Consider the following 11,970-nt stretch of genomic DNA (forward strand, 5'->3'; position numbering starts at 1 on the left):
GATGCCGACCGCACCCCAGACCACCGACGAGCTGTACCAGGCGCTCCAGGAGAACGACCGGCGCCCCTACGGTCGCCCCCGCACCGTCACCGCCGAGGAACTCGTTGACGCCGCCGAGCAGTTCGCGGAGCCCGCCCCGCTCGTCGACGCGCTCTTCGAACTCCACGAGGCGTACACCTACGGCTCCGAACCCCGGAAGTCGCCCGTCGTCTTCGCCCGCCTGCTCACCCTGTTCGACGAGCAGCCCGATGCCTTCGACGAGCGCCGGCGCCATACGCTGTTCTGGCGGTTCAAGTGGGTGGCCGGCGCCCTGTGCGAGCTGCCCGAGATACCGCTGGCCAGCCTGCGCCAGTGGCTGACGGAGATGCGCGACCGGTACGAGAAGGCCGGCCTGGGCCTCCAGCCCTACTACGGACAGGCGTTCCAGCTCGCCGTCCACGTCGGTGAGGACACCACCCTTGCCTACGAGCTGTGGGCGGGCCGCCCCCGGACCCGGCTCAGCGACTGCGAGGCCTGCGAGATCGGCGAGCTCGCCCTGCACCACCTCGCGGCGGGCGACGACGAGCGGGCGCTGGGCGCCTGGGAGCCCGTCCTGGCCGGGAAGGAGTCCTGCCAGGAGGAGCCGGCCCGCTCCGTCTCGCACGCGCTGCTGCCCCTGCTGCGCACCGGCCGTATCGACCGGGCCCGGGAGCTGCACCTCGCCGGCTACCGCGGCTGCCGCCGCAACCCCTCGATGTCCCGGGAGGTCGGCCGGCACCTGGAGTTCTGCGCCCTGACCGGCAACGAGGCACGCGGCCTGGAACTGCTCGCCGAGAACCGGAGCCTGTTCGACGAGGTGGACTCGCCGCTGGACCTGTTCGACTTCCTCACCGGCGTGGAGGTCCTCCTCCAGCGCGTCGACCACCTCGGCCACGGCGAACTGCCCGCCGCCGGATACGCGGGCCGCACCTGGACGGTGGCCGGACTGCGCGCCGAGGTGCGCGGTCGCGCCGACGACCTCGCCGCCCGCTTCGACGCCCGCAACGGAACCACGGCCCACACCGACCGCCGCAGGGCACGCCTCGACCGTGCCCCGCTCCTGGACGCGCTGGAACTGACCCTGCGCACCCGCGGCCTCGACGACGTCTCCCCGGCCGCCCCGGTTGCCGCGCCCGCCGCCCGTACGGCCGCCGCTGTCCCGGAATCGCTGCCCGAACTCATCCTCCATGCACGGGAGTTGGACGAGCGGGGGCACCCGGGCGCACAGGCCTGCTGGGCGCGGCTGCGCACGCTCGTCGCCGCCCGCGACTACACCCACCCCGACGACCCGGCCGTGGGCCCGCTCGTGCGGCTGCGCGCGGATCTGCTGACCGACGAGGCGACCCGGGCGGGCGAGAAGGACGAGTTCGCCGATGCCGCCGCTCTCCACGAGGAGGCCGCGGGTCTGTACGACGACGCCGGAGTGCCGGGTGACGCGGTGATCGCCCGCGCCTGCGCACTGTTCGCCGCCGCCGAGATCCCCGCGGAGGGCGAGGGTGCCGACGGGGCCGAGGCGAAGGCCGCCGCGCTGACCGCCGCCCACGCGTCCGTGGTCCGCCTGCACGAGGAGACGTCCGGCCTCGCCCCGTACCAGGAGGCCCGTCTGCTGCGGCTGCGGGCGACCGCGCTCGGCATGCGCCTGCAGACGTCGGGGAGCGAGGAGCACGTCGCGCCGGTCTTCGCCGAGGTGGACCTGCTGCACGCGTTCGCCACCCGGCACGACCTCGTCGGGCAGATCTCCGGCGCCCTGTTGCTGCGGGCCGGCACGTACGCCCTCTCCGGCGACCTGCCCGCCGCGGTCACCGGGATCGACGGCCTCCTCGGCCGGCTGAAGGAGCACGGCCCCGCCTGGCACCTGCCCCGTACGCTCGGACTGCGCGGCCGGATCCAGATCGGACTCCAGGACGCGCAGGCCGCGCATGCGAACCTGACCGAGAGTCTGCGACTGGCCGCCGACTGGCCGGCCGGCGTGGTCGACGCCGCCCGCCTCCACGGTGATCTGGCCGAGGCCTGCATGCACCTCGGCCGCCCCGACGAGGCGCTGCGGCACCTGACGCGCTCGGCGGAGCTGGACCTGCGCGGCGGCAGCCGGACGGACGCGTTCTGCACCTACAGCAACGCGGCCCAGCTCTGCCTCGACCTGGGCCGCGTCGAGGACTGCATCGCCCTGCTCGACTCCCTCCTGGCCGAACCGGATGTCGCCACCGGAGAGCTGGACGACCGGCTCGTCGCTCAGCTGCGCCTGACCCGCGCCCGCGCGCTGCACGCGGGGGAGGACCTGAAGGCCGCCGCGACGGAGTTCGTCGCCCTCGCGGCCGAGTCGGCCGGCTGGGACGACGACCCGGGGAGCCATGCCATGATCGCCGCGGAGACGGCCGTACTCCTCGGCGAGTCCGGCGAGTTCGACCGGGCCCGCGAGGTCGTGGACCAGGCACTCGCCGCCCATGCGCGGGCCCCGCGCTACGAGCAGCTCAGCAACTGCCTGCGCGAACTCGCCCGCCTCCAGGCCCAGCAGCAGGGCTCCGACGGACTGGCCGACGCCCTCGCCCACCTCGCCGCCGCCGGACGGATCGCCGACGAGGCCCGCGCCGCCGAGTACCAGGCCCGCGGCCGTTCCCTGGACACCGCCCTGGCTTACGAACACGGGCGGGTCAATGCCTACGCCGGTGAGCCCGATGCCGCCCTGGCCGCCCTGGAGAAGGCCCTCGCCCTGCTCGGCGAGCCGGGACCGGAGGAGGAGCACGCCGGCGAGTGGGCCGAGTGCGTCCGTCTCGCCGGTGCCGTGGAGGGCATCTACCTGGAGCGTCCCGCCCCCGCCCTCAACCGGCTCGACGCGGCGGTCTCCCGCCTGACGGCCCTGGGCCACACCGAGGAGGCCGAGCCGCTGGCCTCCTTGGCCAACCGGCTGCGCGACGGGGAGTGACGCGGCGGGCGTGGTGCTGAGGAATCCGTTCCGGCCCCGGCGGGCGACCGGCCGCCCCGACGTGCGGGCAGCTGCCCTCCGGGACCGTGACGGATGCTGCCCCGGGGCGTGAAGTCGCCGTGACGTCCGGGTGGTCGAGCCGTCGGCGGGGTCGTCCGGCCGTTTGATCGCAAAGGCCGGAACAACCGGTCGGCGTGGACCCGGGGATGCGAAGATGTTCCGGCGGGGCGGCTCCACGCCGGCTCCGCCGATCGGCCCACCCGGGGAGGACGGAGATCGTCGTGAACCTCCTGCTGCTCCTGGAGAGCGTCCAGGTTGAGCACCAGCTGCTCCTGGTGGCGCAGTTCGTCGGCCTGGCGACGCAGGGACTCGTGTTCGGCGAGCCGGTTGCGCAGCGCCTCGCGTACCACCGCCTCCGTGTCCGTCCCGTGTGCGGGGCCCGGGTGGCCGGCGGCCCCGCCCGGCGCGACGGGACCTGCCGACGCCGGGCGGAGCTCGGCCCGCAGGGCGTACGTGGTCCGCAGCAGCGCCGCGGCCCGGTCCAGCAGGAGCCGGCCCGCCCGGCGGACGACCAGGACGACCGTGTGGGCACAGGCGGGCGGGATGTGGTCGCGGAGCCACCGTGTCAGCGCGTTGTCGAATTCCCTGCGGCCGACCACCGGCAAGGTGCCGATTCCGCCCGCGAGCTGGAACCGGCGTATTTCCCCGCGCGGATCGAGCAGTGGCACGATGGAATCCCAATCGGCGCTTCCGGCGTCGGTCTGCCGCGGTATTCCGCTCCGGTCCACGACGGCCTTGATCACGTTGACGCGGTCGGAAGTGAATTCCACGAACAACACGGCCGTCGACCAGGTCCGCAAGGGTCTGTTCCCACTGTGCCGTGCCGGGTGAGGGCAGGTCCCGGGGGAATGCGGGCCCTTTCGCCGGATCCGGTTCGCCGGGCCCCGCGGGGCCGCCCCGCAGCACCGCCGCCGTCTGGCCCCCGTCGTCGGTGCCCGCCCCCGACAGTGCCGCCGCCCGTACGTCCCAGGCGTGCTCGGCGGCCTGCAGCACGGCTGCCGCGGACTCCCGGTCGGCGTCGGTCGGATCCCCCAGGACCGGGTCGCCGTGCATCTGCCATCCACAGTCCGGACAGCGGGGTTCGTCCCCGTCAGGAGTTCCGCACACCGGACACGCACGATCATTTTCGCCGATCAATGATCCTTACCTCTCCGATCGCAGAGCCAGTCGACCTTTGAGCATGCAAGTGTCACGGACGCCTACATGAAGCACACGGTTCCGGATTCCTCCTGATCCCCTTCGAAAGGCGAAGGGAAAAGGGGAGCCTGGGGAATTACGGCCGGTGGACGGCCGGAATTCCCCTGGTGGTTCCAGTCAACAGGAAGGTCCGGGCGGGGACTGGTCGCGGTGCGGGCGGATCCTGGTGGGCAGCCGTTCGAGGAGCGCGGCGGCGCCCGGGGTCCGGACGACGAAGTGGAGATCCCACTGCGCGCCCCGGGCCAACTCCGCCTCCACGGCGGGCCACATGGCGGCCAGGCTGACCTCGTACGGCAGGCCGCCGCGCCCCGAGCCGAGCAGCGGGAAGCACACCGAGCGCAGCGGTGGCGTGAAGTGGTCGTGCTCGTCCGCGAGGACCGCGAGGACACGGGACGTGGCTCGGGTGATGTCGGCGGGAAGCACGTCGTAGTCGTTGGTGCCGGCCCGGGGCACGGCGACAGCGGCGTGGTAGATCCGGCGTATCCCCTGGCTCGCGAGGGCGCCGGGATCGGTCGCGGCCACGGTGCCGGGGAGGACCGGGCGGCCCGAAGTGCCTTGCTGGGCGGTCCATTTGCGCAGGCCGTCGTGGACGGGGTCGTCGTGCACGTCGCCGGTCACGCCCTGGACCGCGCCCGCCCGGCGCAGCGAGGCCGAGACGGAGGACTTGTACGGTTCGGGCAGCCCGAAGTGCGTATTGCTCGGCGAGACCACCACGTCGACGTTGCGCAGCAGGTCGACCGGGTGGACGTGCAGGGTGAGGCGGACACTGCGTCCGGCCGCGCGGACGTCCACGTGCCGGTGCGAGGACCCGCTCCAGTCCTGTGCGGCGCCGCCGTCCGCCAGCTCCACGATCTGCTCGGCGACGTGTCCGAGGACCACGAGTTCCTGGTGCTTGCGGAAACGCTCGACGCTGACCCCGTAGACCTGGGCCGCCCGGCTGCGCCGCGACGAGGGCGCCCAGTCCCGGGTGCCCTGCGCCAGGCCGAGGGTGTACTCGGCAGCCGTCCGCAGGGTGTCCGTGTCGATGCGCGCCACGGCGAGCCGCAGCAGTCCTTCGACCGAGCCGTCCGGTGTGCGGGCGGCGGCCGCACGCCGGAGGGCGGAGAGCGTCAGGTCGCGCAGCCTGACCGGTCCGGCACGCCGAACCTGCCTGAGGTCCGCCAGAATTGACTCGTGGTCAACGAGTGGCATGGTGTCACGATGGCACCGCTCGCGTGCCGCCACAAGCGATTGGGTGACACGGGCGATCAGCTGGTACGGGGCGGCACGATCGCACTGCGCAGCGGGGCGAGCAGCTGGTTCGTCTCCGCCACACCGGCCGGGGAGCCCATGTCCGGGATGCCGTTGCCCGGCACCGCGGCGAGCGGCTCGCCCGCACACCGGTCGTGGAAGAGGACCGATGCGAGGTGGGGCCGGTTGCGCCGGGACTGCCAGATCAGACCCATGGTCTCGGGCTTCTGGGCCCGGATCTCGCTCGCCCAGCGACGGGTCTTCGCGTAGCGCTCGCCCTCCGCTTCGAGCAGCCACGAATCCTGGCACACGGCGGCCAGGTCCGCCTCGGTGACCAGCGAGACCAGGGCGAGTTCGCAGCGGGTGCGCAACAGGGTCAGGGACTTGCCCCGGACCGCGGCGTACGGGATCAGGCGCATCCCGGCGTCCTGGTCGAACTCAAGGGAACGCAGCAGGGTCTCGGCCAGTGCGGTGGCCGGGGTGTCGGCCAGGTACAGGTACTGGTACGGGTCCGACTCGGTTCCGTCGAAGCGGTTGCCGCCGAAGTGGGCGTCCACCGCGATCGGGTTGAACTGCTCGGCCGGCCGCTTCGTCCTGTGCATCCGCCACAGCAGCGTACCGGCGGGGAGCAGGCGGCTGTTGGGCCGCAGCACGAAGGCGGACGGGGGAAGGGTTCCGGTCATCGGTCTCCCTCCACGAGAGCCGTGGCGGCGCCCACCAACTGTTCCTCGGGGAGTTCCCCGAGCAGCGATGCGGGCTTTCCGCCGAGCCAGACATTGCCGCTCAGCCACCAGTCCGCGGCGCCCCAGGGGTCGGTGTCGGAGAGGAGGATGCGGTTGACGCGGAGGACGACGGGGATCGGGCCGCCGGCCGCACCGGCGAACTGGAAGGACGGGTAGCGGTCGCCGTGCTCGGTGTCGTCGAGGCGGATCAGCTCCGGCGGTGGTTCGTCGAGACCCGCCGACTGGCAACGGGCGTCCACGACCGGGTGGTCGAGCGCGGGCTCCGCCAGCAGGCGGGCCTGCACCGCACGGATGATGGCCGCCGTCCCCGGCGCGGGCCGCGGCTCCGAGATGCGTACGAGGAGTGACCGCGCACCGGCCACGGCGGGCGTCGGCACGGTCGCGGCACCGGCGTACCGGACGGACTCCAGGGCCAGTTGCACCGGGTGGTCGAACGGCAGGGGAATCAGGGCGAACTTGACGCCTTTCAGTGCCCTGAGCACCGACTTGTTGTCTTCCTCCGCCGTCTCGGCGAGCGCACCCAGCCGGGCGAGGAACAGTGCGTACTGCTCGTCGTCGAGCGACTCGCGGATACTGTCCCAGTGCTCGCCGACCAGGTCGAGAAACTGTTCCGGGTTCATGCGGCTCCCTCCGCGGACGCCGTCCGCGCCGTCGTTGCCGTCGTTGTCTGTCCGGAGCCGGGGTGCCCCTGGTGGATGAACGCCGCCCAGACCAGGAGGCGGTCGAGTCCCGGGCGCTGGATCTCGCGCAGCAGCCCGCCGCTGAGTGAGCCCCGATTCCTGCGGTCCGGGTCGAGCATCCACAGCTGTGCGGCCCTGAGCGCGTCCGCCGGTCCCTGCCCCTCGACCGCCAGGTAGTGGTGGAACACCGCCATCATCAGCGCCGAGGCCCCGTCCCGGGTGGTCCACCGCGACCCCACCACATTGCGTGCCCCGCCCGAGACGAAGGACGTCGTCAGGGTCAGGGCCTCGTCGTGGTCACGGGTGCTGAGGTCGGTCTCGCAGGCACTCAGGACCACCAACGGGCCGTGCGGGGCGGAAGCTTCGTCGGACGGCCGGTCGAGAAGCCGTGTCACGGTCAGCATGCCCAGGTCCGGTACGGCCCCGGGACCGCCCTCCTCGGGCGGCAGCATGTCGGTGCCGTCGGGGAAGGCGAGATGCAGTGCCGACACCGTCGGGCGCACTCCCGCCGAGCCGTGCGAGGCCACGTGCAGCAGTGAGGGGGACTCGGAGAGCAGGGCGAGGACCTCGTCGGGCGTGCCGGTCGCCACCGGTTCCACGGGCGGTTCGTAGAACTCGCCGTACATCCGCGCCCGCGGGTAGAAGGCCTCGTGGAGCGCCGCGGCCTCCCGCTCGGCGTGGGTCAGTTCCTGCCGGGGGTCGGCGATCAGGACCGGGGCGGCGGCCGGGTCGAGCTGTGCGCGTTTGATCGTCTGCAGCAACTGGCCGCCGGACGACGCGTAACTGATGACGACGTTCTGGCAGACGTAGTCGTGGGGCGCCGCCGCGGGCAGGCGTGCCGCGTGCCAGGGGACGACCCCCAGCCGCCCGCACGGCACCAGGACGATACGGAGGGGGCCCGGACGGCGGTCGTGGCCGGACGCACCGGAGTCGAGCCGTCCCTCGACGGCGTGGAGAATCTCTTCGAGCCCCGCGCGGTACGCCCAGTCGCACAGCTCCGACAGGGCCTCCTCCCACGCCTGTTCGGCGGCCGGATCGCCGAGCTGCCGGGAGCGCGCGGCGGCCGCGTCGAGGTAGCGCTCAAGAGGTGCGCTTCCGGTGTCCGACAGAAGGGGAAGACCCCCCACGCCGACGCTGTGGTCCGGGCCCACGACGATCCCCACCCCGGGCGTCTCGCCCTCGCCGGGAAGCAGGTAGACGAGCGCGTCCGCCCCGGCCTCGGCGAGTCCGTCCGCCAACTCGTGCGCCGTGGGGGTGGTGAACAGCCGCTGCTGCCGGTGGCCGAGCGCCTCCAGGGCGCGGCGGCGCAGGGTGCTCGGCAGTTCTCCCGGCGGCCCGTCCTCGGTGTCGGTATCGCGGGTGCCGGAGGCCCGCCATGCCGCGGCGAGCTCCTCGTGCCCGCGCGCTTCGAGCAGCTCCGGCACGGCTCGGGAGGTGGATGCCGCGTGCAGCACCAGGGCGCGGCCCAGTTCCAGAGCGGCCAGCGCATCCTCCGCGCGGCCCTGCGAAGCGGCCCAGACGGCGGTGCGAACGCCGCGTTCGGCGCCTGAGCGTGCCGTGAGCAGGCCGTGTTCGGCGCCGCGCTGGAGAATGACGTCGCCCGCCAGTACGTGCAGCGCCTCCAGCGCGGTGTCCGTCGCCGCGGCCTGGGCCGTTGCGTCCTCGGTATGGTGCCGGCGGGCACGGTAGGCCACCGCCAGCTGCCACAGGGCGTCCGCGGCGAACCAGGGTTGCCGGCCCTGCCGGATCTCGTCCCGGATGCGCTCCAGTTCACCGATGAGCGGGGGGAGATGCGCCGGGTCGTGGGTGAGGCCGTACTTGAGGGCCAGGGACATCGTGGCGAGCCACTGCTGCCCCCTCGGCGCGTCGGACGGCGCGGGGGCGTGGTTCCGGAGCAGTGTCGCGTCGTTGGTGACCCTGGCGCGCAGGGCGTCCGGGCCGAGGCCGGCCTGATCGACCAGGTCCCGGAAGAGCGGGGGCAACGAGTCCGCCGCCGCGGTGGCCTGCTCGAAGTGGTCGGCGCCGCGCAGCATCATGTCGCTGTCGTCCGTCAGCATGCCGAGCGTGATGCAGGACTGGGCGAGACCCCCCATGACCAGGTAACGGAGCTTGTGGTCCCGTGGGGTCTCCGTGTCCAGCGCGACGAGTTCGGCGTGGATGGCGCGCACGGCCCCGACGTCCTCCGCCTCGTGAGCGGTGCGGAGCCGGACGCTGAGGGGCACGACGCGCAGGAGGACCGCGAATTCGCGGTCGATCGGATTGGCGGGGTCCGGCGTGAACAGGCCGTTCCGGTCGCCCAGTGTCTCCATGACCGTACGGCCGAGCGCCCCGTCGTGGAGGCTGCCGCCGGTCGCCTGCCCCAGCTGGAGCAGGGTGGCGCTGAGCATCTCCAGCTGGGGTCCCAGCTCATGGCCGGACGGCATCAGCCCGTGCGCGTCGCGAAGCCGGCCCAGCGCCTGGTCGAGGGTCTGCGGATCGCCGCTCCGGAAGGCGTCGAATGCCTCGAACAGTGAGGGGACGACGGCGTTCATGGCGGCGAAGGCCTCGGTGCCGCCGGGAGGTGGACCGGGGGGCGGACCGGGAGGCGCGGGGGCTTCCGCGCGCGCGGCGGGTGCCGGCTCCGCCGGCGGGTCGGACAGGTCCGACAGCAGGTCCGTCACCTTCCGTAATTCGTCCTCGTACGGGACCCCACCGGACATCGCGTCCATGAACGCGCGCATGGAGCGGACGGGCGAATCGGGCCCGGCCAGCTGCGCGAGCACGGCGCCCGTCCGCCGCAACTGCTCGTGCTGCTCCGGCGGCAGCGGCAGCTCCTGGACCTCGTCCAGCAACTCCCGCATCTCGACCACGGCGGCAGCCATCCCCGCAGGACCCAGCTCGGCGCGCCAGTCGAGCAGGCCGGACAACGAGGGCGGCTGATCACTGCGAACGTCCTGCTGCGGCACCGGCAGCACGAGGGACAGCAGGGACAGCGCGGCCCATCGCCGGTCATCCGCGTCCGTCGCCGCCCCGGTCGCCGTCGCCGGGTCCCGGGCCTCCCGCAGCAGCCGCCGGGCCCGCTCCCGGTCCGCCGGCACGCCGCCCCTGGCGAGATGACGCATCGCCAGGACGGAACCGAGTTGGACCGACACCGTGGCACGCAGTTCCGCGTCGTGCTCCAGCAGACGCGTCAGCTCGTCGAGTTCGGCGATCGATCTGTCGTACACGTCCGGGCCGGCCCCGGGGGAGCCCGGCGGGTACAGCCGCAGCGCCCGTTTCGTGGCGGCCATCACCCAGGTGCGCAGCGCCCGGACGCCCCCGTTCTCCTCGATCTCCGGGTAGGTCACACATCCCCCTCGGCCTGCCGGTCGTCCCTGCCTGGTCCCCGTAGTTCTTCCCGCATCTCCCGCCGCAATGTGCGCAGCCGGTCCCACAGCGCGTCGATGTCGGCCTTCGCGGCGGCCGGTGACTCGCCCGGCCGGGGTATCCCGTCGGCCAGGCGCAGCAGCCTGCCGTACAGCGCGCCCAGACCGTGGCTGACCTCGTCCGCGATGCCGAGGATCCGCTCCGGCAGCCGCAACTGGGCTTCCGCGTGGACCTCTCGGTGCAGATCGCGGGCCTCGACGAGCCGGACTCGTACCGGCCCCGTGTCCTCGGTGCCGCCGAGTGCGTGGAACTGGTCGGTGAGGGCGGCCAGATACTGGCGGGCGGCCGTGTTGAGCGCGACACAGGTCGAGTGCCGTGCCTCGGCCTCACTGCGCCGCGCCCGCAGTCGCTCCGCGCGCGCGTGCTCGCGCTGCCGGTTCCGGTCCGCGGCGCGCTGGGTCAGCACGGCGGACAGCAGCGTGCCGACGACTCCGATGAGCGCGACCGCCGCGGCGGTCGCGTTACCGACGTCCACGCTGCCCCGACCGGGGTGCTCGCACCTGGCTGTCTTCACTCACCCTGCCAGCGAAGCAGCACGGCCCGCGCGGCGTGAAGCCCTGCCCCAGAGAGCGCCCGGTTCACAACCGGCATACGCCCGAAGTCACGGCATCCGATGCGCGGTACGGCCCGTTGCGGGGTCACTCCGCCTCCACGCTCTTGAGCTCTCCCGCAGCTCTCGCGGAGCGCCTACGGCCTCGGGCCGTCGTCCACCTGCCGGAGTCGAAGGCCACCCTGGTCGTGCTCCTCAACACGGACACCGACTACCAGGGGTCGGAGCCGAGCACTCTCTTCGGCGAGGCGATCACCGCATCGTGACCCCACGGCACGTCTATTCGCTGCCGGCCCGGCCTGCCACGCAGTGAGCCGGGCGAGGGGCTTCGGATCAGGGTTCAGGTCGTCAGTTCTTCGATCAGGGACATCGCCCGGCCGATGAGGTCCACCTCGTGCGGGCTCATCGTCGGGTTGGCGGCGCGACGCCGGGCGGCCTCGGCGAGGTGAGGGGCGGGGATGCCGCCGGACGCGGAGAAGTGCGGCACCAGGGCGTCCAGCAGGGAGCGGGCGCCCGACGATGCGGGGGACCGGGGGTCGACCGCCACCTGGGCCAGGATCAGGGACGACATGGCCCGGTCCGCGGCCGGAGCGCCCTCCGTGGTGTTGCTCCAGTCGATCACCACCGGGCCCCGGTCCGTCAGCATCACGTTGCCCGGGTGCAGGTCGAGGTGGAGGATCCGGTCCTCGGGGTACGGGGAGAGCCGGGCCGGGACGGTGTGGAGTTCGTCGAGCAGGCCGGCCAGCATGCTGCCCGCGTCGGCAGCCGACAGGTCGCCGGCCAGCAGGGAATCCAGCATCGTCGGGCCGGTCAGGCGTTGCAGCACCAGGTCGCAGGGGGGTGTCTCGGCGTCCCGGGGGCCCAGACGGGGGACCGGGTAGCCGTGTGCGCCGAGGTAGGACATGACCATCCATTCGGGAGTGGCGTCCATGCCGTCGCGGTAATGGCGCAGGACCCACTTCTCGTCGAGTGCGTACACATCGGCGGATCGTCCGGCACCCAGTAGCTCGCCTATTCGCATGGGGCGAACCTACGGGGATCGCCGGCGGATGTGGATGTCCGCGGCCCGACTGCGGAGCAGGGAGCCCGTTGTCGCTGGTCAGGGGCCCCATAACGCGAAGTGAGGGGGCGAACGGGATCTCCTGGGGATGACGTGTGCGCGGC

General features: G+C 73.1%; 7 protein-coding genes and 1 pseudogene. 2 read left to right on the plus strand and 6 right to left on the minus strand.

From position 1 onward, the window contains the following. Position 1: 1 nt before the first annotated feature. Positions 2-2,941, plus strand: a complete 2,940-nt coding sequence (locus OG611_RS09690; RefSeq protein ID WP_266417545.1) for a tetratricopeptide repeat protein — start codon at positions 2-4, stop codon at positions 2,939-2,941. A gap of 1,374 nt (positions 2,942-4,315) precedes the next feature. On the opposite strand, the gene OG611_RS09695 is transcribed toward OG611_RS09690, so the two are convergent. The 5 genes from OG611_RS09695 to OG611_RS09715 are packed head-to-tail and all read right to left on the minus strand — an operon-like array spanning position 4,316 to position 10,731. Beyond that, positions 4,316-5,389 (minus strand): macro domain-containing protein, encoded by a 1,074-nt coding sequence (locus OG611_RS09695; protein ID WP_266417547.1) that lies wholly within the window; start codon positions 5,387-5,389, stop codon positions 4,316-4,318. Positions 5,390-5,445: 56 nt separating this feature from the next. Next, positions 5,446-6,111, minus strand: a complete 666-nt coding sequence (locus OG611_RS09700) for an RES family NAD+ phosphorylase (protein ID WP_266417549.1) — start codon at positions 6,109-6,111, stop codon at positions 5,446-5,448. Next, complete coding sequence (locus OG611_RS09705; protein WP_266417551.1) at positions 6,108-6,791, minus strand: hypothetical protein; 684 nt, start codon at positions 6,789-6,791, stop codon at positions 6,108-6,110. The genes OG611_RS09700 and OG611_RS09705 overlap by 4 nt, the downstream gene beginning before the upstream one ends. Next, positions 6,788-10,177 carry a CHAT domain-containing protein gene (locus tag OG611_RS09710; RefSeq protein ID WP_266417553.1) on the minus strand — a complete coding sequence of 1,130 codons (3,390 nt, stop codon included), beginning with the start codon at positions 10,175-10,177 and terminating at the stop codon, positions 6,788-6,790. The genes OG611_RS09705 and OG611_RS09710 overlap by 4 nt, the downstream gene beginning before the upstream one ends. Continuing rightward, complete coding sequence (locus OG611_RS09715) at positions 10,174-10,731, minus strand: hypothetical protein (protein ID WP_266425699.1); 558 nt, start codon at positions 10,729-10,731, stop codon at positions 10,174-10,176. Before OG611_RS09715 ends, OG611_RS09710 begins: the two co-directional genes overlap by 4 nt. Before the next feature lie 230 nt (positions 10,732-10,961). Between OG611_RS09715 and OG611_RS09720 the strand changes: the two are divergent. Next, positions 10,962-11,119, plus strand: a pseudogene (locus OG611_RS09720) (serine hydrolase); the annotation flags it as partial. A 27-nt stretch (positions 11,120-11,146) separates the two neighbouring features. Here the strand turns inward: OG611_RS09720 and OG611_RS09725 are convergent. After that, a complete protein-coding gene (locus OG611_RS09725; protein WP_266417555.1) occupies positions 11,147-11,827 on the minus strand; it encodes a phosphotransferase in 681 nt (226 codons plus the stop codon). Positions 11,828-11,970 lie beyond the last annotated feature (143 nt).

It is taken from the genome of Streptomyces sp. NBC_01363 (assembly GCF_026340595.1).
GTDB lineage: Bacteria > Actinomycetota > Actinomycetes > Streptomycetales > Streptomycetaceae > Streptomyces.

Excerpts from the sequence above, each read along its gene's own strand:
- OG611_RS09690 (WP_266417545.1), top strand. The coding sequence starts at position 2 with ATGCCGACCGCACCCCAGACCACCGACGAGCTGTACCAGGCGCTCCAG.
- OG611_RS09695 (WP_266417547.1), bottom strand. The coding sequence starts at position 5,389 with ATGCCACTCGTTGACCACGAGTCAATTCTGGCGGACCTCAGGCAGGTT.
- OG611_RS09700 (WP_266417549.1), bottom strand. The coding sequence starts at position 6,111 with ATGACCGGAACCCTTCCCCCGTCCGCCTTCGTGCTGCGGCCCAACAGC.
- OG611_RS09705 (WP_266417551.1), bottom strand. The coding sequence starts at position 6,791 with ATGAACCCGGAACAGTTTCTCGACCTGGTCGGCGAGCACTGGGACAGT.
- OG611_RS09725 (WP_266417555.1), bottom strand. The coding sequence starts at position 11,827 with ATGCGAATAGGCGAGCTACTGGGTGCCGGACGATCCGCCGATGTGTAC.